The sequence below is a fragment of the Nodularia sp. LEGE 04288 genome (genome assembly GCF_963896525.1).
GTDB lineage: Bacteria > Cyanobacteriota > Cyanobacteriia > Cyanobacteriales > Nostocaceae > Nodularia.
This window is the reverse complement of the sequence record NZ_CAWQOY010000109.1, coordinates 12,959-35,628: the sequence shown is the minus strand read 5'-3', so window position 1 is coordinate 35,628 and position 22,670 is coordinate 12,959. Positions and strand designations below refer to the sequence as shown.

Here is a 22,670-nt window from a genome sequence, read left to right as displayed (position 1 = left end):
AACCTGTCTCCATCCCAGTTAAAAGAATAGATATTTCAACTCCTGTCAATACTCTTGAAGTTTTGAGAAGGTACTAATATTTGAGTCAGTGCAACTAAGTATAGTGCCTGAAGAATAGCTATCAAATCAGATGCGTTAGCGTAGCTTATCGTAGATATCGCAACTTAAGGGCAGGATATGACTAATTTATTAATGACTACCCTCATATCAACACCCATTAAAGACCCAGTACCAGTATTTTTGATGATTTTGGGGATTATGCTCATTGCTCCCCTGCTATTTGAGAAAATTCGCCTACCGGGGATTGTGGGATTAATTTTGGCTGGGGTCGTAGTCGGGCCAAATGGACTGGGATTATTGGCACGAGATAGCACAATTATACTCCTGGGTACAGTCGGTTTATTATTTCTCATGTTCATGGCGGGACTAGAAACTAGCCTGGATGACATGAAATATAACGCTGATAAGGCGGTGATTTTTGGATTCGCTACTTTTCTCGCCCCGATGGCATTGGGTACTGCTGCCATGATGGCTATTGGCTACGATTTATTGCCTGCTGTTCTGGTTGCATCCTGTTTCGCCTCTCATACCTTGCTAGCATTACCTGTCGCCAGCAAACTGGGAATTATGCGATCGCAGGTGATGACTACCATTCTGGGAGGGACATTAATCACCAATATTTTGGCTCTTTTAGTGTTAGCTGTGGTGGTGAGAGCGCATGAAGGCAATTTAACTTTACAGTTTTGGCTATTCCTGATTCCCTCACTGATCATCTATACCTTCCTGATCCTGTGGGGATTACCTCGCCTGGGACGCTGGTTTTTTCAGCGCTTTGGACACGATGAAGGGGCAGAGTTTACCTTTGTTTTAGCTTCTTTGTTTGTCGTTTCCTACGGCGCACAATTAGTCCAAATTGAGCCAATTATTGGGGCTTTTTTAGCGGGAGTTGCCATTACCCAACTGATACCGCAACTTAGCCCCTTAATGAATCGGATTCAATTTATCGGCAATACGCTGTTTGTGCCATTTTTCCTGATTTCTGTAGGGATGTTGGTCAATCCCAGCATTTTGTTTCAAGAACCGCGAGCGCTGCTAGTCTCAGGTGTGATGGTGTTTGTGGCGATTATTGCCAAGTTTATTCCGGCTTGGGGTGCAGGTAAATTATTTGGCTTGAATTTTGACAATATTATGGTGATGTTTGGGCTATCAGTAGCTCAAGCTGCTTCGACTCTAGCGGCGATTACTGTTGCTTTTAATATTGAGTTAGTTGACCAATTGACTGTCAATGGGACTATTGCCATGATTTTAGTTACCTGTGTGGCTTCACCTTGGGTAACAGCGCAATGGGGACAAAAAATCAAGCCCGGAGAAGTCACGACTCAAAACCCAAATTCAGCAAACATAGGCGATCGCGTTTTAGTCCCAGTTGCTAACCCCAGTACTGAAGATAATCTCCTAAAGTTGGCGATTATTTTGGCAAAATCCGCTCAAGGAACTCTCCTACCCCTGCACATTTTACTGGAACAAAATTCCGCCATTTCCCCAGAGGATAAATCTAGACAAAGCCAATTATTATCGACGGCGGAAATGATTGCCCATGCATCTGTCACCAATGTTACGCCCATTGGTCGCATTGATGAATCAATTGATAAGGGTATCGCTCGCGTCGCCGAAGAAAAACAAGCGAGTGTGATTGTCTGCGGTTGGAAGGGTTACTCTACTTATCAGGAAAATTTATTTGGCGGTGTGATTGACAAAATTGTCAATCGCAGTTCCGTACCAGTTTTAGTCAGTCGATTTCCATTACCAATCGAGCATACAGGGCGCGTCTTTCTGGCTTTCACCACTCAGCAAACTTACGCTAGTTCTTTTAAGCAAAGTATCCAATTAGCCAAAAGTCTGGCCATAGAACTGAAAGCATCGCTACAACTGTTACACGTGGTTGCAGTCAGAGGAGCAACTGTTGAACTTACTGATCTGGAATTACCACCAGACACGCCTATTCTCAAGGTACGAGGTAATTTTGTGCGGCAAGTTTCTCGATTACTCAAAACTAACGACTTGCTGGTGTTAAATGGTACTGTGGAGCAGAAAACTCAGCTTTTCTCACTTCTGGGTCATGCACCGGAAGCGATCGCTCGTAGTCATGCCGAAGTGGCGATGATTATTGCTTATTTTCCGCAGTAAAAAGGTGAGTTTTATTGCACGCAGAGGCGCAGAGACGCAGAGAGGAAGAGAAGAGTTGAGTCTCTCAGTACATAAAACTGTTTTATACATTTACCCTGTTTTTCCAATGCTTTACCCGGTTATTTGGCAAAATGATTCTGTTTCTCTCATTGACCAAACTCGCTTACCTGGTGAGTATACTTCTGTGCAAATTCACCGCTGTGAAGATATGGCACGGGCGATTAAAACGATGATTGTCCGCGGTGCGCCGGCTATTGGTGTGGCTGCGGCTTATGGTATGTATCTGGGTGCGAGGGAAATTGAGGCGGAAAATCACCATGAGTTTTTATCAGCTTTAGAAGAGGTCGCCGAGTTATTGCGTTCTACTCGCCCGACAGCAGTTAATTTATTTTGGGCTATTAGCCGGATGATGAAAACTGCTTATGAAACTTTGGGAACTGTGGCAGAAATTAAACAGAATCTTTTGCAGACAGCCCAAGCCATTCATGCTGAAGATTTACAAACCTGTCAGGCTATTGGTGATCATGGTTTGGCTGCATTACCTACGACTCCTCAAAAGCTGACAATTCTGACTCACTGCAATGCTGGGGCTTTAGCTACTGCTGGTTACGGTACAGCATTGGGTGTTGTGCGTTCGGCTTGGCGGGAAGGACGTTTAGAACGTGTATTTGCTGACGAAACTCGTCCTCGTTTGCAAGGGGCAAAACTCACGGCTTGGGAATGTGTTCAAGAAGGTATTCCGGTGACTGTAATTACTGATAGTATGGCAGCCCATTGTATGAAACAGAATTTAATTCATGCTGTGGTTGTGGGTGCTGACCGGATTGCTGCTAATGGCGATGCTGCGAATAAAATTGGGACTTATAGTTTAGCGATCGCAGCTAAAGCCCATGATATCCCTTTCTTCGTGGCAGCTCCCTTTTCTACCGTTGATTTTGCCTTAGCTGATGGTAGTCAGATTCCCATTGAAGAGCGTGACCCGATGGAAATCTACCAAGTAGGTGATACTATACTCACACCGTCGGGTGTTGATTTTTACAACCCTGCATTTGATGTTACCCCGGCTGAGTTAATTACAGCTATCATTACCGAAAATGGGGCATTTGCTCCTGGTGAGTTGCCACAATCTCAGCCTCAGCTAGTAATATAGAAATCCGGCTTGAGGGACTTGCAAATCCCAAAATCCCCAAGTTTTAGCCTGAAAAAAGCATAAATTTCTGGATTGTGGTGGGTTACGCTGTCGCTAACCCACCCTACTGGCTACAATTTTTGGATAAAACTTTTATTAATTTTCTAGGGATTCAGTGCGAAATTCTGGAAGCGCAGGCTGTAGTTAATCTACATCAACAGTCAAATGAGTAATATTTAGATTCTTAAAAATATATGAACAAGTTAATCCCTACAATTGCCTTAATTGTTTCCTCAATCTTGATTACAAGTTGTGGTCATCCCTCAATTGATGCTGGGAAGGAAACTAACACTAATACTGTAGAAACCATTCAAACGGAATCTCAACCAGAGAATTCAACGGTAACTGCTAATGAAACTACACCATCTACTCCCAAGAGTTCAACCGCAACTGCTAATGTAGATAATAAAAGTACAAAAAAGACAACGGAGGTAGTCAATAAAACTGCCAATAGTAATCAAGCTAATAATAGTAAAACTCAACCAGTTGCCAACAATCAACCCAAAATTGGTATTGTTAAAGAGTTAGTCACGGGTGATATTATCTGCTACGCCACTCTAGTAGATGAACAGGGAAAAGAACATCGGGTCAGCGCATCCTTTGAAATTTGTGCAGAATCAGAAAAATATTTAAATCAGAAGGTACGCGCCTCTTATAAAATCGCATCATTAAATGATTGCGAAAGTATTGAACCCTGCGGTAAAAGTCGTCAAGAATCGATAATTTCTCAGATGGAAATTTTGGGGGAACAATCACCCACTAAACCCCAAGCCAGTAATTCATCAACTTACAGTAATGGTCAGTGGAAAATCACTATTGGTAACAGAAACTCTTGGACAGGGGTGAACAATACGGGAAATCTGACTTATAAAGGATGTGATTCTCAAGGCAACTGTATAGACTTAACAGGTGGTAAAGTTAGCTGTCGCAATGGTGAATGTGTTATGGGTTGGGTGAATGGAAATTATCGATACATTTTGTCTCAACCGATTACAGAAGATGGGACTGCTTCTCCCACCCTGATTGTCAAGCAAGGCGACAGGGAAATCCTGAATGCTACAGGATTTAAACTTGTATAGCATTTCCTACTCTAATACAGGACAAAATTATCTGCGTTTATCTGCGTCCATCTGCGTTTAATTATGACTGCTTGTACCTCACTTGAAACGGATAATCCAACTTAGACACCAAAAGGGTTTGAGCTTGGACTTCGGAGCGATCGCCATTATGCTGGTGAGATTCTATCACCAGTGGTGGTGTCAAAAACAAATAACTGATTTAAATCAAGTTGTAGAGACAAGCGATCGCCTGGACGCGGACGCACATCAGCAGTCGTCTGGATATTTAGCACCGCCAGGGAACCTGGTAAACTTGCACGAATCAAGGTTTCCCGCCCCAAAGGTTCTACTACCTTAACTTCCACAAATAAGGGTTCTGATTGATGATTGTTGAGGGCAGAGTCAATGTTAATTGTGATATGTTCAGGACGAATCCCCAAATCAAAACTTTGACCTGGACGTAGCTGCACCTTTTCCCTCACTACTGCTGGAACCGCTAAGGACTGTCCGCTAACATCAAAAACATCATTTTTGTAGATAGCAGGCAGAATATTCATGGGAGGATTACCCAAAAAAGTGGCTACCATTTGGTTAGCGGGAAGGGCATAAATACTTTGAGGATCACCAATTTGCTGAATCCTACCCCGATCTAGCACCACAATTTTATCAGCCAAGGTCATCGCCTCAACTTGATCGTGGGTGACGTAAATTGTAGTAATACCTAATTGTTGATGTAACTGTTTCAATTCTGCCCTAGTTTCATCTCGCAACTGAGCATCTAAATTAGACAAAGGTTCGTCAAGTAAAAATACTTGTGGTTCACGGGCGATCGCTCTTCCTAATGCTACCCGTTGTTGCTGTCCCCCAGAAAGTTGTTTGGGTTTGCGGTCTAGTAGATGTTCTAGAGAAAGCGATCGCGCCACATTCACCACTCGTTCTTGAATCAGCTTCGGGTCAAATTTCCGCATTTGTAAGCCAAAGGCGATGTTTTGCGCCACCGTCATGTGGGGATACAAGGCGTAGTTCTGGAATACCATCGCGATATCACGCTGTCGGGCGGGAATATTATTGACCAAGCGATCGCCGATATACAGGTTACCAGATGTCGCAGATTCCAACCCGGCGATCGTGCGTAAAATTGTAGACTTACCACAACCTGATGGTCCCACTAACACCCAAAATTCTCCATCGGGAATTTCAAAGGTAATGTCCTCAATAGCAGTGACGTTATTGAATTTACGCCTAATGTCTTCTAAATGAACTTTTGCCATAAGCCGATATGAAATTTTAACTTTTGCTGCGGATCAAGCCCAGTCCAAGAATTTTGGATTTTGGATTTTAGATTTTAGATTGACACTACAGATAAATCTAGTACAAGTTGGCGTAAATAAACAGACCATTCAAAATCCATGAAAAGCCCATTTTATAAGCTTTTTGACTTTTGACTTTTGACTTTTGACTTCACGGCGGTACTAGGGGCTTGATAGAGAAGCGTTAGCGAGTTAACGCGTCGAATTTTAGATTTAGTTTAGCGAAGCCTACGCAGCGAGTGCGAGGATTTTCGATTGATTCCACAGATAAATCTGGGGGTTTGTCATCTTCAGGAACCATTGTTCAACTCCTTCGTGACGATGATTTCAGCACTTGTTTCACGTTTTGTTACTTGTAGACCAAGCCGGATGAGACAATAACGCCGCCATCACCCGCACCCCCCGGAGTTGATTAGACAGGGGTAAATGACCTTTAGGGGCGCTTAAATCCCAAATAAACTGATGTGGGTATCGCGTCCAGATATTACCGCTTTTCCAGCCAATTTTCGGCCATAAACTTTCCCAGTTTTTGCCTAAACTCAACCAAATTTCTCGCTGTACCGAAAAGCCAAATTTGCCTTCTGAGTGGACTAACCAGAGGTTGTTAATAGTTTGTAAGTCAAGAATCGGGGCATTTCCTACTTCAGTAAAGTACAACCATTTTCTCTGTACAGCCGTTGGCCCCGCCAGTTCACACATTTTTTGGATACTCACGAGATCAGCGGCTTGGAAGTCTTGGACAGCTAGAAGCTGTTGCAAAGATTTGTAATCAATCCCGCACTCTGATTTTAGAGGTACAATTCCTTCAGGAAAACAGTCAAGCAGAAATTGTTTAACTTGAGGTGCATCAGAGTTATACAGGACTTGGTAAGCTTTACCATCGATCCAATTCGCTGGGTGTTCACGTCGTTTTTGTAAAAATTCCATCAACACATCTAATCCCTGATTACCCAAGTTAGACAACTGGGGGATGATTTGTTGTTGGACTTGAAAAGACCCAGCAATTAACGATTGTCGGAGAGAGTCTATGTCAGCTGTGCCTGATAAAATCATTGGGTCTGTCATGCCATTAATCGTGTAAGCGTGAGCGTGAAAAAGCGGTTGGCTATCGAATCTTATCGAAAGTGAAGCACTGATAGCGAAAAGTAGTTTACTATTTTTGGTCGGACAAAATTGCAATGGCTTTATTAAATCCCACAGCTTAACCCCAAATACTGTACAAGGGAAATAAGGGGAAAATCTGCGCCTTGTGACTTGGTGAACAAAAGACACAGCAAAAACAGCTAGCCTGTCAAAACCAGATTTTTTTTGGCGGGCGGCGTATCACTCAGGAGTTTTTGAAGTATGTACGACAAGATTAACCCCCCCACAACCGGAACAAAAATCACCTTCAAAAATGGTGAACCGATTGTGCCTGATAATCCAATTATCCCTTTTATTCGGGGCGATGGCACAGGTATAGATATCTGGCCTGCTACCCAAAAGGTGCTAGATGCTGCGGTAGCCAAGGCATACAAAGGGAAACGTCAAATCAGTTGGTTTAAGGTTTACGCTGGGGATGAGTCCTGTGATTTATATGGCACTTATCAGTATTTACCCCAGGATACATTAACCGCCATCAAAGAATATGGTATAGCGATTAAAGGCCCTTTGACTACCCCTGTAGGCGGTGGCATTCGTTCTCTCAATGTAGCACTGCGACAAATTTTCGATTTATATGCCTGTGTGCGTCCTTGTCGTTATTATGCTGGAACTCCCTCGCCGCACAAAAACCCAGAAAAGCTGGATGTAATTGTTTATCGGGAAAATACGGAAGATATTTATTTGGGGATTGAGTGGAAACAGGGCAGTGAAATAGGCGATCGCCTGATTAAAATCCTCAACGAAGAACTCATCCCCGCCACCCCAGAACATGGCAAAAAGCAAATTCCCCTCGATTCTGGTATTGGTATCAAACCCATCAGCAAAACTGGTTCTCAGCGCCTAGTCCGCCGAGCGATGAAACACGCTTTGTTATTGCCCAAAGCCAAGCAACAGGTGACACTGGTGCATAAGGGCAACATCATGAAGTACACCGAAGGCGCTTTCCGTGATTGGGGTTATGAATTGGTAACTAGTGAATTTCGCAGTGAATGCGTCACTGAACGGGAATCTTGGATTTTGAGTAATAAAGAGAAAAATCCCGATATTTCCGCCGAAGCTAACGCCCGTGAGGTTGATCCTGGCTATGATTCCCTCACACCAGAGAAGCAAGCGCAAATTGTCCAAGAAGTCGAAACCGTTCTCAGCACAATTTGGGAAACCCACGGTAACGGTCAATGGAAAGAAAAAATCATGGTCAATGACCGGATTGCTGACAGTATTTTCCAACAAATCCAAACCAGACCAGATGAGTATTCGATTCTCGCCACAATGAACTTAAACGGCGATTACTTGTCTGATGCGGCTGCGGCCATTGTCGGCGGTTTAGGCATGGGGCCAGGGGCAAATATCGGCGATGTCTGTGCCATATTTGAAGCTACCCACGGCACTGCACCCAAACACGCGGGCTTGGATCGGATTAATCCCGGTTCTGTAATTCTTTCCGGTGTGATGATGCTGGAATTTATGGGTTGGCAAGAAGCCGCCGATTTGGTAAAGAAAGGTTTAGGGAATGCGATCGCTAATAGTCAAGTGACATACGATTTAGCCCGGTTGCTAGAACCACCAGTAAAACCCTTAAAATGTTCTGAATTTGCCGACGCAATCATCAAACATTTCGATTAGGGATTTCCCACGTAGGGTGGGTTAGCGATAGCGTAACCCACCATCATCCATTTAATATGATTATCTTTGAGATTCACGTCTTGAATTTCTAAAATGGAATTACGAATAAAAGCAATCCCAGAATTTGTTAATCGCTATTCTACTTGATTTTTAATTAAATAGATTAATAAAATATTCAAAAAAGATTTAATTTGCCGCAGAATTGCCTTTTTACTCATCCCCTCTAACTCATCAACAATAGCCAAAGCATCTGCGTAACGTCCTTGTAAAATACTATTTCTGAGGTCAGTTACTTCCTGTGTCATTTTTCTTAACCTCCATAAAATTATCACTCAAAGCTATAATTATGGCGATTTTCGGGTTTTATCTCATGTAGGCGATCGCATAATTAGGAGTTTTTGCGGAATCCCAGCATTCTATCTTGATGGTACATATTGGATAGATTCACATCATCAGGGAGTCACCAGATTACTATGTCGCCAGAGAAAAAAGAGCCAAAGGGGTGTGGATGCGCGAATATTCCCATATCAGTAATTTTACTGTTTTTAGGATTTGGTTGGTGGATATTGAGCCAGAAAAGTAATCGAGACATGATTAGCAATTCGTTTACTAACCTGTTATCTCAGCATCAACAAATAGCTATACCCATTTTAAATCCCACTCCAACTCCTAATCTGACACCTACTTTTACTCCCACTCCCACTCCTAATCTCACACCTACTTTGACTCCCACTCCCACTCCTGATATAACACCTACTTTGACTCCCACTCCCACCCCCACGAACACGGTAAATCCCGATAGCAACAAAAAACCAACTTTACCACCAAAAACCCCAGAGCAAAAAACATCATTAGCTCAAAATCCTTGGAAGAAAAAAGCAATTAGAGGTATTTATTTTAGCCGTTACTATATTACGAATAATGCTAACGAACAAACGATTCGTCAACGAGTTCGCCAATATCGTTCCCAAGGATTTAATACAATCATTCATGGCGTTTGGGGTAATGGTTGTACAATGTACAACAGTGATGTCATGCAACAAAAATTGGGGTTTAAAAGTTGTCCCAATAAGTTCCAAGATCAATGGCTAGATTGGTTGATTGATGAAGCACATAAGCAGGACATGGAAGTTCATGCTTACTTTGAAAAAGGGATTAAAATCGATAAAAATAGCCCAATTTTTGATTTAGCGATCGCACGCAGATGGGTTGTTCCGGGTGTAGATAGAACTTACTCCAATATTGAACATTATGTTCTGGATGTAGAGATACCCGAAGTTGCTAATTTCTTTAAAAATATTTCCGTAGAATTTGTCACCAAATACCCGCAAATTGATGCAGTCCAATGGGATGATTATTTAGGCTACCATGCCGAACTACCAGGACAAGTAGACCGTACCGCTAATTTGACAAAGTTTGTCCAAGAAATGGTGAGTGGAATTAAACAAGCTAACCCCAAAGTTAGTTTTGATATTTCCCATCATAATCCTTATTGGGCTAAAAGATATTTTGCTGCTGATTGGCTAAACTGGAACATCGATAGAGTGTTTATTCAAGTTTATAATGATGACAATTTCCAAGAAGAATTAAAATATGTTAGAAGTGTTGATGGAATTGGCATTAGTGACAACCAATTTCATCGATTAGAAGCAATAATTAATAATCCACAAATCAAAAGTGTTTTAGTGTTTCCCATAGATGGACAACCCGAAAAAACTGCTACTAAATTGCAAAACTTGGTAGAATCAATAACACAGAAACCATGAGTAAGTATTTTAAGTTATCCATATTCCGGCTCCCTCTCCTTACTTTCGCGTAGCGTCTCCCTTTGGAGAAGGAGAGGGTTGGGGTGAGGTTTTTTAGGGCTTTATACAAAAGTGAAATGCTTCCTATTACCCCTTACCAAATTTACAAAGGCTTTTGCTTTACTACACCTGCACCACGGGGGAAACTAGCTGGGGTATTGACGACTTTCCGCAAGTACAAGCAATGACGAATACTGTTAGTTAAAGGAGTTGTAAATTGTTCTAAGGATTCAATTATTCCACCCAATTGGTTAACAGCATTTTGCAAAGATTTAGTTTCCTCTTCTGTCCAATTACCCCGATACATTACTGCTAAACCACCCTGTTTCAGCAAGGGTAGAGTATATTCTGCACAGATAGCAGCATTACCCACAGCGCGAATTAAAGCGATATCGTAATTTTTTCGGTGCTGGGGATGATGACCTATTTCTTCAGCTCTGCCAATAAAAGTTTTAGTATTGCTAAGAGTCAATTCAGTCAAGGTTTCGTCAATAAAATTAATTTTTTTCCGGGTTGAATCTAGCAGAGTAATTTTACAATTTGGCATGGTGATTGCTACGGGAATACCTGGAAAACCCGCACCTGTGCCAATATCAATTATAGAAGTATTTTCTGAGAGGAATGGGATAAACTGGCCTTGTGGTGCAATTCCTCGCAATGAATCCCAAAGATGTTTTTCCCAAAATTCTTCGGGTTCAGTAATGCGAGTTAGATTTAACTGTTGATTACCTACCACAATTAATTCATACAACTGCTGAAATTTTTGCTGCTGTTGTTCGTTGGGTTGCCAATTTAGGGTTTGCTGCCATATTTCTGCCATTTCTGGCAATAAGGGAATTGTTGAGTTAGTCATTGGTTATTGGTCATTGGTTATTGGTTATTGATGATGGTGGGTTACGCTGTCGCTAACCCTGCCATTTCTGGCAATAAGGGAATTGTTGAGTTAGTCATTTGTCATTGGTTATTGATGATGGTGGGTTACGCTGTCGCTAACCCACCCTACGATTTTGGGGTATTTTATTTTGGGTAAATCCCTTGGTGATTAGTCAACTGTCAACAGTCAACGCTCTCACACAGCTTCTGGAGCTTTGGCTTTGAGTATCTCTGGGTCTACTGATTGTAGTTCACCGTGGTTGAGTGTCCAACATCGGTCGGCGATCGCCAACATATCCCCAGCATCATGAGTCACTACCAACAATGTCCAATCTTTTTTGAGTTTCGCTAATAAATTTACCAGTTGCCGACGCATTGACCAATCTAACCCCGCTGTCGGTTCATCTAATAACAGTAAATTCGGCTGACGAATCAATTGCACCGCCAAAGCCAAACGCCGCTGCTGTCCACCACTTAAAGCATGAGGTGCGGCGGAAAGCGATAAATCCTCTAACCCCACTTCGGTTAATGCTCCCCTAACTCGCTCTGACCCTAATTCCGGATGCCCTAAGCGCAATTCTTCTAAAATAGTACCACCGCAAAAGTGCCTTTCTGGGAACTGAAATACTAACCCGGCCAATTGTTGTAGCTGTTCGGGGATAAGTTCTTGTTCCCGCCAGAAAAGTGAGCCGGAAGTTGGTTCGGCTAGTCCAGACAAAATTTCTAGTAAGGTACTTTTACCAGAACCACTCGGCCCAATAATCATACCTAGCTGCTGGGGTGCTAATTCCAGATTAATTGATTTGAGAATCGCTGTGGGGCTGGCTGTGGGATGATAAGTTAGATTTCTGAGATAGAGCATTTGTGAGGATTACTAAAAAGTTGGCGAATTACTCGTTAACTTAGATTAACTAAAAAATAAAATTTCTGAAATTACCAGTTTTTTTCGTAAAAATCTGATTCCATCTGCAAAAAGCTACTTTTTTCCTTTTCTACATTGTGGCAGACTTCACCTTTAACAAAGGTTACCAAAATGGGAACATGGCAGCACAACCAGAGTCAACCCGTGTAGAATATTTGGGCTGAACCCGACACAAATTATAGTTAACTTTCTTTGGCATTTTAATTTTCTAAGGGTGACAATGATTAAACGGTCTTCTACTCCTCAACACATAGGCTTTGCGAAACTCTCTCAGCTGGCTCAGGCGACTTTTGTAGCTGTAGTCGCACTTAATTTGTGGGTGAATCCCTCTCTAGCTGGCGATCCTTTTCGCACTAACGAAGCTCGTAATATTGGTGACAATACAGAAGCAGCTTTTAAAGCAGTTTTTCAACAGGGTAATTATCCAGCCGCAGCAAGTTACTTGCAAAAAGCAATATCCAGTGAACCCAATGAACCTTTAGCTTATGCCATGAAGGCATCTTTAGCATACGCAAATAAGGATTTTGCTACACTAGATACTTACAGCAAGAAAACTCTAGAAGCTGGACAAAAGCTGATTGCTACAGATCAATTACGTGGCAATATATACACTGCTGTGGGACATTTTTTTGAAGGTGCAACAATTATCACCCGTGAGGGAACACTCAAAGGTGCGCCCCAAGCCTTAACTCGGCTGCGACAAGTTTATCAACATTTAGACAGAGCCGAAGCGATCGCACCTCAAGATCCAGAGCTGAATTTGCTCAAGGGTTATATGGACTTGATGCTCTCTGTCAATTTACCCTTTGCTAATCCTGATGATGCTATTGCAAGATTAAAGACCAATGCTGGGCCGAAATACTTGGCGGATAGGGGTATAGCCGTTGCTTATCGGGATTTAAAACAGTATTCTCAGGCTTTGGAATATGTGAACAGTGCTTTAAAAACCACATCTGATCACCCAGAGTTATTTTATCTGAAAGCTCAAATCCTCAGAAAACAGGGACAAGAAGCTAAAAGTCAGTCAATCATCCAAGAAGCGATCGTTAATTTCGATAAAGCCTTGACGAAAAGATCCCAACTTCCAGCCGATTTGGTCAGACAAATTGAACGTGAACGCAACAATACTTTTAACCAGCTAAATAGTTTAGGTGGTTGATTGAGAATAGGGAATAGTCTTGTACAGATGCGATGAGTTGCGTCTCTTTTCTAGAAACTTGATTCATCGCGTCTCCCCACTCCTTACCCTGATATGCTTATTTTCAGAGATAGTAATTTAGATATTCCAACGCAATGCAAATTCAGTTCCGTGAAATTAACCCTTTTGATGTGTGGATTTGGCTGAAGTTCAATACAATTCCTTCTGGACGTGAAAAGCAATACGTCGAAGAAGTTTTTAATTCCTGGTTTTATCTAGGAAAATTGGGAGCATTTAATGCCGAAAATCTGCAAGTCCAAGAAACAGGACTGGAAATTAGCTATATGAATTATGACCCAGAAGGGTATGATAAAAGCTTGCTGGCACTCATGCACAATATGGGCGAGTTTGAGTATGAAGGACAGTGGGCGCGTTGTTGGTTTGACATGGGAACTAGTGATGCGATCGCACTTGATATTTTAATCAATGCTCTCAAACAGTTAAATCAAGAATATGTGACTATTGAGGAATTATACATCGGTGGCGAAAATGAAGATTGGCCTGTCGAGGATAGTGACAACCCAAACCACTCTATGTATGATAATTAACTATATTGCCTAAGCTTTAAAATACACCTTTACCATATTCCCGGAGATTTTTAGATGAGCAAACTAGGAAAAATTCGGCTATTAGCTTTAGGATTGATCCGGGATGGCGAACGCATTTTTGTTTATGAAGGCTACGAACCCGTAAAGCAAGAAACTTATTATCGGGCTTTAGGTGGTGGAGTTGACTTTGGTGAAACTAGCCAAGCTGCTTTAGCAAGAGAATTTCAAGAAGAAATTCAAGCAGACTTAACAAATATTCACTATCTGGGTTGCATAGAAAGTATTTTTACATTTAACGGTCAGCAAGGACACGAAATTATTCAACTTTATCAATGTGATTTTGTTGATTCCAAATTCTATCAACTGGAAAGCTTAATATTTTCTGAATCAAAAAATCATCAACATAAAGCACTATGGGTAGATATTGCTGACTTTAAATCTGGTAAATTCAGATTAGTTCCCGAAGCATTTTTCGCCTACTTGTAAAGTATTAACCCAGTAATCCAGTAAATATTACGAACTATGTTCGCGCAGCGTTTCCGATAGCACAGCATGGAATTAGCCATAGAAAATATTACAAATTACGAACTACGAATTACAAATTACGAATTACTCATATCTATCCTTCTTTGACTTAATGACTTTAATCACATCATCATGTTGTTGACCTTCGATGATGTCTTTTAAATGTATTTTTCCTTCAATATATTGAATATGAATACGCCAACCTGATATTTTATCGATATCGGCTCTGTATATGGCTTGTTTAATACCTGTGACTTTATGTAATCTGGTTTTAGGAAAACTTCTAGTTCGATGACACTCATTATCTTCTAGTTCAGCTAAAGCCTGAAGAAAATCAACTTTTAAATCTTCTGGTAAAATCTTAATTGCTTCATGAATCACACCATATTCATCTAAAAGAGGCTTAATTTGTGCCATTAGCTAGAATGAACCTCAAACTCTTGATTCTCTACGGTGAAGTCTTGGTAAAGAGTCTCTGCAACTGAATTATATGCTTTTGGTGCATCTTCAGCCTTGACAGCTCGAAATAAAGTGATCACTGTCCGATCAAAAATGGGATCATCATCAATAGTCAGAATGATTCTAATTTTTTCATTAATTCTCAGAGAATATATGGAAGAATCATAATTTTCATTGAGTCTGATATTTCTTAATTGTGTGCTATTTTTGTAAAATAGATTTGTGTCTACTGAAAGTAACTCAACATATCGATTCAGTTTTTTAATAATCTTAAATTTTTCTGTATTACTAAATTGCTCTAAATCTTGCTCAAAATCTTTTGTAGATTCAATCAATATATCCATAGCAATCGCTCCTGGGATTAAATCCTCAACTTACTTCAAATTTAACGTAGAGAATAAATAATTGAAGTTTTTCATTATGCTAATTCAAAAAAAGCAAATTTTACTAATAAATGTTGTAGTGATATAGCTGGGGAGTAGGGAGTAGGGAGTAGGGAGTAGGGAGTAGGGAGTGGGGAGTGGGTGAAAACCTTTTTGGTGTCTAAGTTTGATTATCCCTGGGCGGGCTAGAAGCCCACCCCACAATATTTATGCTTATACACTATTTTAGGCTTGTCAGTCCACTACCATTTGAGGCTACTACGACAAAGGACGGTAAACCCGATAGTTGATTTCAGGGAAAATATTATCCATTAATTCCACCTTTTCCAGCCAACCACTATCGACCTTGCCAATTTTAACGTCTTCGTAGAGTTTATTAAACCGCATCAGGTGCGATCGCGTTCTTCTCACAGCATAGGGAACCATTGTTCCTGTCCGCATAATAAAAGCCCAGTCAGAAGATTGTGCTAGTAAAAGTTCCCGCGCGGCTTGATTCAGTGCTTTTTCCTGCAAAGTGTCTTCCGCTTCTATGTGGGATATTTCAATCATGCGTTCGGTGGCTTTATGTAAATGTGGATAAATCCAAGCATTTGTTTCATTCAACCAATACTCATGGAAACCCTTATAGCCCCAACTTGACTGCGAAGGGCGACAAACTTGCTGGTTCGGTTCTGTCCGCAAATAATCAGCCAAATGAGCCATTTCATATGTTCCTTGATCATGCCATGATTTCCGGAACAAGTAATCAATAAACCAAGGTCCTTCATACCACCAGTGACCAAATAACTCGGCATCGTAGGGCGAAACAATAATTGGCGGGCGACCCATAATACCGTGTAAATGCTCTGCTTGGCGTTCACGGTTATACATAAAGTTAGCAGCGTGTTCTGCCGCTTTTTCCCGCGCCCAATAAGGATCATAGAGGGCTTTATCTGAAAGTCCTAAACCACGTCCAGTAATTTTGTGATACTTAATCCCCGTGTTTTTGCGCTGACCATTGGGCATGATGTAGGGCTTAATGTACTCATATTCGGCTTCCCAGCCCAAATCTTTGTAAAATTCCCGATATTCTGCTGCACCGGGATAGCCCACTTCAGAAGACCATACCTGCTGCGAAGATTCATGGTCCCGACCAAAAGCTGCAACACCAGGTTCTGTAAAAATCGGCGCATAAGTACCAAAGCGTGGGCGAGGACGGGCATATAAAATGCCATGTCCATCAGTGAGGAAATAGCGTAAACCAGCATCCGCTAGCATTCGCTCCACACCCTCATAGTAAGCGCATTCTGGCAACCAAATCCCTCTGGGTGCTTTGCCAAAGGTTTGCTCGTAGTGTTCGCAAGCTACCTGAATTTGCGCCCACACAGCTTGGGGATACATTTTCATTAATGGTAGATAGCCGTGGGTAGCACCACAAGTGATAATTTCTAAGTTGTTGCTATCTTGAAACTTCTTAAAACCTGTGATCAAGTCACCTTTGTAGCCTTCCCAGACCTGACGCGCTTCGTTAAACTCAGTAGCGTAATGTTCTGCTAAATAACGAAGATGCCCATTTTTGGCATTACGCTCAATTTCCAGTTCTATAAGTTCTTCTAGTTGGGCTAGGTGCGCGTCATAGCGTTCTTGCAGTAGGGGATCACGGAGCATTGACACTAGTGGCGGTGTCATACTCATGGTGATTTTAAAGTCGATCCCGTCTCGCTTTAAGCCCTCAAATACTTTTAATAAAGGAATGTATGTTTCGGTGATGGCTTCATAAAGCCATTCTTCTTCCAACACATAGTCACTTTCTGGGTGACGAACGAAGGGCAGGTGTGCATGAAGTACAAGCGCGACGTAGCCGATAGCCATAATGATTTAAGGGTAGTACTTGTAAGTTTAAGAACGAGGGTTTGGCGAAATTAACAATATTTTAAGACTTTATGGGGTGCGTGACTGTAGTTTTCTAGTTGGCTGTATTGTTAAGATATTTAACTAGGGTTTTTTCCAGAGCCTTGAGGTTCAATTCCTCCACGACATCGGCGTTAACTGACAACTGAAAGCCAATGAGTGTTAAGGGTCGGTGGCTAATTTAAATCCCCCACCTTATCCCTTGATAACTGATAACTGATTTAATCTTCGGGTTCTTTATACAATTGTTCTAACTCTTGCAACTGTGTTTTCCGAGAGATGCGACGATATTTTTTACTCTCTAACTTCGGTTCGTACTGTTGCTTACCGTTTCCTTTGCTTTTGATTTTCATCGTTGATTCGGGATCGGCTTGTTGATGAAGCTGTGTTTGACGCGCGATCGCTTGATCTAAAAATTCCAAGTAATGTTCATACCTTTCCCAGTCGCCTTGCACCACACAATCAGGCTCGTCTCGGTGCAAACAGTCACTAAATCGACAGCTAGCCGCTGCTAACCGCTCTCTGGCTTCGGGGAAATAATAGATTAATTCTTCGGGACGACAATCCAAATCAGGTTGGTTAAAGCCGGGAGTATCTGCCAGCAAACCACCCCCAGGTAATTCAAATAATTCTGTGTGGCGCGTTGTATGGCGACCTCGTGCTAGTTTGCCAGAGACTTCCCCCACTCGCAGGTTAAGAGTGGGTATCAGCACATTAATCAGGCTAGATTTTCCCACGCCGGAAGGCCCAGCAATCACGGTAATTTTATTATTTAGATGGTTAGTTAATTCTGCAAGATTGATGCCATTTTGGACGCTAATAAATAGGGGTTTATAGCCCCAACCCAATAGGCGATCGCTAATTTTTTCTTGGACTTGTGGTGAGATTAAATCACTCTTATTCAAACATAACAGCACATCTACATCAGTAGACTCAGCCTTTACCAGAAATCGACTTAATTGATAAGGTTCCAGAGGTGGGTCTGTAACCGCAAATGCCAGGAGGATTTGGTCAACATTAGCGATCGCAGGGCGGTCTAAGAGGCTTTGACGGGGTAGAACATGGGAAATTGCCCCCCTACCACCAGACCAATCTGGCTCATCCACCACCACGCGATCGCCTACCATCACCTGTTGCCCGATTTTTTTTAACCGAGTTCTGCGGGTGCAAAGAAGCATAGGGGGAGTAGAGAGTAGGCTTGCCCTGAGCGAAGCCGAAGGGGAGTGGGGAGTAGGAAGTGGGGAAAAATCTTCCCTGTCACCCTGTACCCTTGTACTCTTGTCTTCTACATCCATCTGCACACGATAAAAATTTGCTTGCACGGCTAGCACCGTACCGAGTAACTGTCCATTAGTAGACATAGTTTCCACTGTTGTCATTGGGCAGTCGCGGGACGGCGTACTAACAAAGAAAAATAACCAATGCAATCTGTAATTTGCTCAACCTGATAACCTGCCATAATCAGGCTATCGGGAACTTGCTCAATAGGTTCTCCAGAGTCTAGCCAGACTTCGAGCAAACATCCCGGCAGCATTTTTTCCAAACATAATTTTGTCCGCACGAAATTAATCGGGCAAGGAGTGCCGCGCAAGTCAAGTTGAGCGTCAGGAGTTGAAAGGTGAGAAGACTTCATTACTTAAACAGATTTCCCAAGAATCCTTCTAGACCACCTTTACCAGTACGGTCTCCCTTAATTTTAGCCAGCTTCTCCAGCAATTCTCTTTCCTCCGGGGTCACCTTAGTCGGAATGTCAATTAATATTGTCAACAGATGGTCTCCGCGACTCACAGGATTTCCCAAGCGAGGTACACCGCGATTTTCCAACTTCATGACTGTATTCGGCTGCGTTCCAGCAGGAATAATTAGTTCCACTGGCCCGTCTACCGTTTCTACTTCCAAACGGCAACCTAAAATTGCTTGCAGGTAGCTAACTTTGAGTTCCGAGAGAACGTTAATACCATCCCTTTGGAATTCTTCGTCTTCATTAACAAATAAGTAGACATACAAATCCCCAGGAGGTCCACTACGTTGACCAGCATCTCCTTCTTGGGAGATCCGCAAACGCGTGCCATTATCCACCCCAGCCGGAATGTTAATTTTTAGTTTTTTCGGTACTTGATTTGTACCCTTACCATCACAAGCATCACATTTGTCTTCAATCACCATTCCCGTACCGTTACAGGTGGGACAAGTGGAGACTTGAGTAAAGCTACCAAAAGGTGTTCTTGTCACACGACGGACTTGACCCGAACCGCCGCAAGTGGAACAAGTCCGAGGGCGAGTACCAGCTTTGGCACCAGAACCACCACAGGTATCACAGACTTCTAAATGGGAAATGCGAATTTCTTTTTCGCCGCCAAAGACCGCTTCTCGAAAGTCTAACTTCAGGTCTAGCCTTAAGTCGTCACCCCGCACTGGACCGCTGCGCCGTCGTTGCGTCGTGGGACCACCCATACCGCCACCAGCAAAGCCACTGAAAATACTTTCAAAGATATCGGCAAAGCCGCCCATATCGCTCATGTCTTGGAAACCTGCGCCAGCAGCAGCACCTGAAACACCAGCTTCACCAAAACGGTTATAACGTTCTCGAATATCTGGCTCAGAAAGCACTTCATAAGCGCGGTTAATTTCCTTAAACCGATCTTCCGCTCCCGGTTCTTTGTTCACATCTGGGTGATACTTCCGGGCTAAACGGCGGTAGGCTTGTTTGATGTCTTCTTTGTCGGCGTCACGAGAGACACCCAGAGTTTCATAATAGTCGCGGGCCATATAGCAAAGGTAAAAGTTAGGAGGAAGAAAGCAACAAGGCAATACACGCCACAAACACTTGCTATCCTACGGTAAGTCATATTCTTGAGGAGCGGCTACTCATGACAGTAAGCCAGTCAGGACAATAAATTTTATTCCTGTGGTTCGCCCAAGGGCGAAAACTCCCTCAGTTGACTTGTTTGGGTAACGCAGGGTTCTTGGGAGGGCGGCTTGCCGGAAACTAGGCAGAAAGAAAAAGTAAATTTTTATTAATATATTGATTTTACCTTTTACCTTTCACAAAAATCACCAGCCAGTTTAAAGCAACAGTTGCTTTCCTCATGGGAGACAACAATAGCCGCTCAAGTCGGGGAGATCAACTGTCTCTTTTACATTGTGCTACTTAGTAGGGTGAACCCCCGCTCATGAATCATAGGAGCTAGCCGCACAATTAGGTGCGGAAAACCCCCCAGATGCATTTGCTGGCATTTGTACTGGTGCAATGTCTAGCCCACGGCAATTCGCTTCTACAATCTAGCAAAATTAGGGAGAGGGGAAGAGGCAGGGGAGCAGGGAGCGGGGGAGAAGAAGCAGGGGAGCAGGGAGCAGGGGAGAAGAAACTTTCCAATGACCAATGACTAATGACTAATGACCAATGACTAATAAATTTTGGATTGGCGATTTTAGATTGCAGTCTAATCCAAAATCTAAAATCTAAAATCTAAAATTGATTGACCAATGACTAATCTATCGCTTCATAATCAGCCTGTGCTGTACTTTCGTCCTCAAAATCAAAGTTGAATTCTGGTATTGGTGTTTCATTGTTCGGTAGCTCTAATTCTGATGTCAACAGACTATCTGAAACTTTTCCAACTTCGTCAATATTTTCTTGGTCGTTAGCTCGGTTGTATACATCAGCACCAATAGCAAACAAAGTCTGTTGAAAGTCATCTAAGCAGAGTTGATATTCTGTGAGCGAAATGCTGGGATTAGCCATTGCAGCTTGGAGTTGAATGACTTTTTCTTTGGCTAAAGCTTTAATCTGCTCACCAATAAAGTCAGCATTATCCCTGAGACTTGATTCGTAACTGAATAACAAATTATCTGCTTGGTTTTTGAGATCAGCCAATTCTTTACGTTTTTTATCTTCTTCGGCAAATACTTCGGCTTCTTGCTGCATCCGTTCTACTTCGTTGCTATTCAAACCGCCTGTATTAGTAATCCGAATACTTTGCTCTCGACCAGTACCTTTGTCTTGGGCTGCGACCTTGAGGATACCGTTCACATCAATTTCAAAAGATACTTCTATTTGTGGAACACCACGGGGAGATGGCGGAATTCCTGCCAACAGAAATTTACCCAAACTTTTGTTATCCCGTGCCATTGCTCTTTCCCCTTGGAGGATGTGAATTTCCACTGAGGTTTGTCCATCAACAGCAGTGGAAAAAACTTGGGATTTACTGGTGGGAATTGTCGTATTACGGTCAATAATTTTGGTAAATACTTCTCCTAAAGTTTCAATTCCCAGGGATAGGGAAGTGACATCCAAGAGCAGAAGATTATCGACCTCGCCACTGAGTACCCCAGCTTGAATTGCTGCACCCAGACCTACGGCCTCATCAGGGTTGATAGAGCGATCGGGAGTTTTACCGTTAAAAAACTTGATCAGGGCATTCTGGACTGCGGGAATACGTGTAGAACCACCTACCAAAATAATCCGATCTATGTCTTGTGTTTGGAGGTCTGCATCTTTAAGAGCTTGAATCATCGGCTCAATGGTAGCTTTAATTAAAAGCCCTGACATTTCTTCAAATTGAGCGCGATTGAGTTCCATTTCCAAATGTTTTGGCCCAGTCTCATCGGCAGTAATAAATGGCAAGTTAATTGAGGTACTTGCCATATGAGAAAGTTCAATTTTTGCCTTTTCTGCTGCTTCTCGCAGACGTTGCAGTGCCATTTTATCGGGGGCAAGGTCGATTTTCTCTTGTTCCTGGAAACGTTCCATCATCCAGCTGACGATCGCGTTATCAAAGTCATCTCCGCCCAAATGATTGTTACCACAAGTTGCCTTAACTTCAAAAACTCCATCCCCCAGTTGGAGGATGGAGACATCGAAGGTACCCCCTCCTAAGTCAAATACTAAAATCAACTGCTCTTGGTCTTGCTTTTCTAAACCAAAGGCTAAAGCCGCAGCAGTTGGCTCGTTGATGATCCGTAGAACTTCTAGTCCAGCAATGATACCAGCATCTTTAGTGGCTTGTCTTTGGGCATCTGTGAAATATGCTGGTACGGTAATCACTGCCTGAGTTACCTCTTCACCCAAGAAAGTTTCTGCATCCTGCTTGAGTTTTTGCAGAACCATAGCGGATATTTCTTGGGGTGTGTAGTTCCGTTCGCGAATTTGGACATCAACAGTATCGTCTCGACCTTTGATACAGGTATAAGGTACACGACTGCGTTCTGTTTGAGTATCTTCCCAGCGACGACCGATAAATCGCTTGATACTATAGATTGTGTTTTCAGCATTAGTTACGGCTTGGCGCTTTGCCATCTGACCGACTAAGCGAACGCCACCCTTGCCAAATCCCACAATACTAGGTGTAGTACGTCCTCCTTCAGTGCTGGAGATCACAATTGGTTGACCACCTTCCAAAACAGCGACGCAACTGTTAGTAGTGCCTAAGTCGATCCCAATAACTTTTCCCATACGTACAGTATTTTTACTTATTTATTCTTCTATGATATTTCACGGATGATCTTTTGTATTGGCGAAAGCTGAAGGTAACGTCTGTGGAATTTCTCTTGGGAG

20 protein-coding genes and 1 pseudogene are annotated in these 22,670 nt (G+C 42.5%); 9 read left to right on the top strand and 12 right to left on the bottom strand.

Going from position 1 to position 22,670, the window contains the following annotated elements; translation table 11 throughout:
- Positions 1 to 177 precede the first annotated feature (177 nt).
- The 3 genes from AACX33_RS12460 to AACX33_RS12450 all read left to right on the top strand — a co-directional run bounded on the left by AACX33_RS12460 (position 178) and on the right by AACX33_RS12450 (position 4,455).
- Positions 178 to 2,187: a cation:proton antiporter domain-containing protein gene (locus tag AACX33_RS12460; protein ID WP_193997239.1), complete on the top strand. Its 2,010-nt coding sequence runs from the start codon at positions 178 to 180 to the stop codon at positions 2,185 to 2,187.
- Positions 2,188 to 2,293: 106 nt separating this feature from the next.
- Positions 2,294 to 3,337 (top strand): S-methyl-5-thioribose-1-phosphate isomerase, encoded by a 1,044-nt coding sequence (gene mtnA / locus AACX33_RS12455; RefSeq protein ID WP_193997238.1) that lies wholly within the window; start codon positions 2,294 to 2,296, stop codon positions 3,335 to 3,337.
- 233 nt (positions 3,338 to 3,570) lie between these two features.
- A complete protein-coding gene (locus AACX33_RS12450; RefSeq protein ID WP_193997237.1) occupies positions 3,571 to 4,455 on the top strand; it encodes a hypothetical protein in 885 nt (294 codons plus the stop codon).
- A gap of 146 nt (positions 4,456 to 4,601) precedes the next feature.
- On the opposite strand, the gene AACX33_RS12445 is transcribed toward AACX33_RS12450, so the two are convergent.
- A complete protein-coding gene (locus AACX33_RS12445) occupies positions 4,602 to 5,705 on the bottom strand; it encodes an ABC transporter ATP-binding protein (protein WP_193997236.1) in 1,104 nt (367 codons plus the stop codon).
- Positions 5,706 to 6,083: 378 nt separating this feature from the next.
- The gene (locus tag AACX33_RS12440) at positions 6,084 to 6,809 is read right to left on the bottom strand and encodes a GUN4 domain-containing protein (protein ID WP_193997235.1); all 726 of its coding nucleotides are present in this window, start codon (positions 6,807 to 6,809) and stop codon (positions 6,084 to 6,086) included.
- 279 nt (positions 6,810 to 7,088) lie between these two features.
- Between AACX33_RS12440 and AACX33_RS12435 the strand changes: the two genes are divergently transcribed.
- Positions 7,089 to 8,510: an NADP-dependent isocitrate dehydrogenase gene (locus AACX33_RS12435; protein ID WP_193997234.1), complete on the top strand. Its 1,422-nt coding sequence runs from the start codon at positions 7,089 to 7,091 to the stop codon at positions 8,508 to 8,510.
- Positions 8,511 to 8,569: 59 nt separating this feature from the next.
- On the opposite strand, the pseudogene AACX33_RS12430 reads toward AACX33_RS12435, so the two are convergent.
- A pseudogene (locus tag AACX33_RS12430) lies at positions 8,570 to 8,815 on the bottom strand (hypothetical protein); the annotation flags it as partial.
- Positions 8,816 to 8,983: 168 nt separating this feature from the next.
- Here AACX33_RS12430 and AACX33_RS12425 point away from each other — a divergent pair.
- The gene (locus tag AACX33_RS12425; protein ID WP_193997233.1) at positions 8,984 to 10,276 is read left to right on the top strand and encodes a family 10 glycosylhydrolase; all 1,293 of its coding nucleotides are present in this window, start codon (positions 8,984 to 8,986) and stop codon (positions 10,274 to 10,276) included.
- Positions 10,277 to 10,418: 142 nt separating this feature from the next.
- Here AACX33_RS12425 and rsmG read toward each other — a convergent pair whose 3' ends face one another.
- On the bottom strand, positions 10,419 to 11,168 hold the full coding sequence (rsmG, locus tag AACX33_RS12420) for a 16S rRNA (guanine(527)-N(7))-methyltransferase RsmG (RefSeq protein WP_193997232.1): 750 nt from the start codon (positions 11,166 to 11,168) through the stop codon (positions 10,419 to 10,421).
- A 6-nt stretch (positions 11,169 to 11,174) separates the two neighbouring features.
- Between rsmG and AACX33_RS12415 the strand changes: the two genes are divergently transcribed.
- A complete protein-coding gene (locus AACX33_RS12415; RefSeq protein ID WP_193997231.1) occupies positions 11,175 to 11,345 on the top strand; it encodes a hypothetical protein in 171 nt (56 codons plus the stop codon).
- Between the two features lie 39 nt (positions 11,346 to 11,384).
- Here the strand turns inward: AACX33_RS12415 and AACX33_RS12410 are convergent, their stop codons facing one another.
- On the bottom strand, positions 11,385 to 12,050 hold the full coding sequence (locus tag AACX33_RS12410; RefSeq protein WP_193997230.1) for an ABC transporter ATP-binding protein: 666 nt from the start codon (positions 12,048 to 12,050) through the stop codon (positions 11,385 to 11,387).
- 280 nt (positions 12,051 to 12,330) lie between these two features.
- Between AACX33_RS12410 and AACX33_RS12405 the strand changes: the two genes are divergently transcribed.
- From AACX33_RS12405 to AACX33_RS12395, 3 genes are all read left to right on the top strand, one after another.
- Entirely contained in the window at positions 12,331 to 13,269 is a 939-nt protein-coding gene (locus AACX33_RS12405) for a Sll0314/Alr1548 family TPR repeat-containing protein (RefSeq protein WP_193997229.1), read from the top strand.
- A gap of 134 nt (positions 13,270 to 13,403) precedes the next feature.
- Positions 13,404 to 13,856, top strand: coding sequence for a DUF3531 family protein (locus AACX33_RS12400; RefSeq protein ID WP_193997228.1), 453 nt, complete (start codon positions 13,404 to 13,406; stop codon positions 13,854 to 13,856).
- A gap of 54 nt (positions 13,857 to 13,910) precedes the next feature.
- Positions 13,911 to 14,342 carry an NUDIX hydrolase gene (locus tag AACX33_RS12395; protein ID WP_193997227.1) on the top strand — a complete coding sequence of 144 codons (432 nt, stop codon included), beginning with the start codon at positions 13,911 to 13,913 and terminating at the stop codon, positions 14,340 to 14,342.
- Between the two features lie 123 nt (positions 14,343 to 14,465).
- On the opposite strand, the gene AACX33_RS12390 is transcribed toward AACX33_RS12395, so the two are convergent.
- From AACX33_RS12390 to dnaK, 7 genes are all read right to left on the bottom strand, one after another.
- Entirely contained in the window at positions 14,466 to 14,798 is a 333-nt protein-coding gene (locus AACX33_RS12390; RefSeq protein ID WP_193997226.1) for a hypothetical protein, read from the bottom strand.
- The gene (locus AACX33_RS12385; RefSeq protein ID WP_193997225.1) at positions 14,798 to 15,184 is read right to left on the bottom strand and encodes a hypothetical protein; all 387 of its coding nucleotides are present in this window, start codon (positions 15,182 to 15,184) and stop codon (positions 14,798 to 14,800) included. Before AACX33_RS12385 ends, AACX33_RS12390 begins: the two co-directional genes overlap by 1 nt.
- A gap of 297 nt (positions 15,185 to 15,481) precedes the next feature.
- Positions 15,482 to 17,074: a glycoside hydrolase family 57 protein gene (locus tag AACX33_RS12380; RefSeq protein ID WP_193997224.1), complete on the bottom strand. Its 1,593-nt coding sequence runs from the start codon at positions 17,072 to 17,074 to the stop codon at positions 15,482 to 15,484.
- 260 nt (positions 17,075 to 17,334) lie between these two features.
- Positions 17,335 to 18,492, bottom strand: coding sequence for a small ribosomal subunit biogenesis GTPase RsgA (rsgA, locus tag AACX33_RS12375; protein ID WP_193997223.1), 1,158 nt, complete (start codon positions 18,490 to 18,492; stop codon positions 17,335 to 17,337).
- Positions 18,489 to 18,746: a sulfurtransferase TusA family protein gene (locus AACX33_RS12370; protein ID WP_193997222.1), complete on the bottom strand. Its 258-nt coding sequence runs from the start codon at positions 18,744 to 18,746 to the stop codon at positions 18,489 to 18,491. Before AACX33_RS12370 ends, rsgA begins: the two co-directional genes overlap by 4 nt.
- Positions 18,746 to 19,882: a molecular chaperone DnaJ gene (dnaJ, locus tag AACX33_RS12365; protein ID WP_193997221.1), complete on the bottom strand. Its 1,137-nt coding sequence runs from the start codon at positions 19,880 to 19,882 to the stop codon at positions 18,746 to 18,748. Before dnaJ ends, AACX33_RS12370 begins: the two co-directional genes overlap by 1 nt.
- 721 nt (positions 19,883 to 20,603) lie before the next feature.
- Positions 20,604 to 22,568: a molecular chaperone DnaK gene (dnaK, locus tag AACX33_RS12360; RefSeq protein WP_193997220.1), complete on the bottom strand. Its 1,965-nt coding sequence runs from the start codon at positions 22,566 to 22,568 to the stop codon at positions 20,604 to 20,606.
- Positions 22,569 to 22,670: the final 102 nt, after the last annotated feature.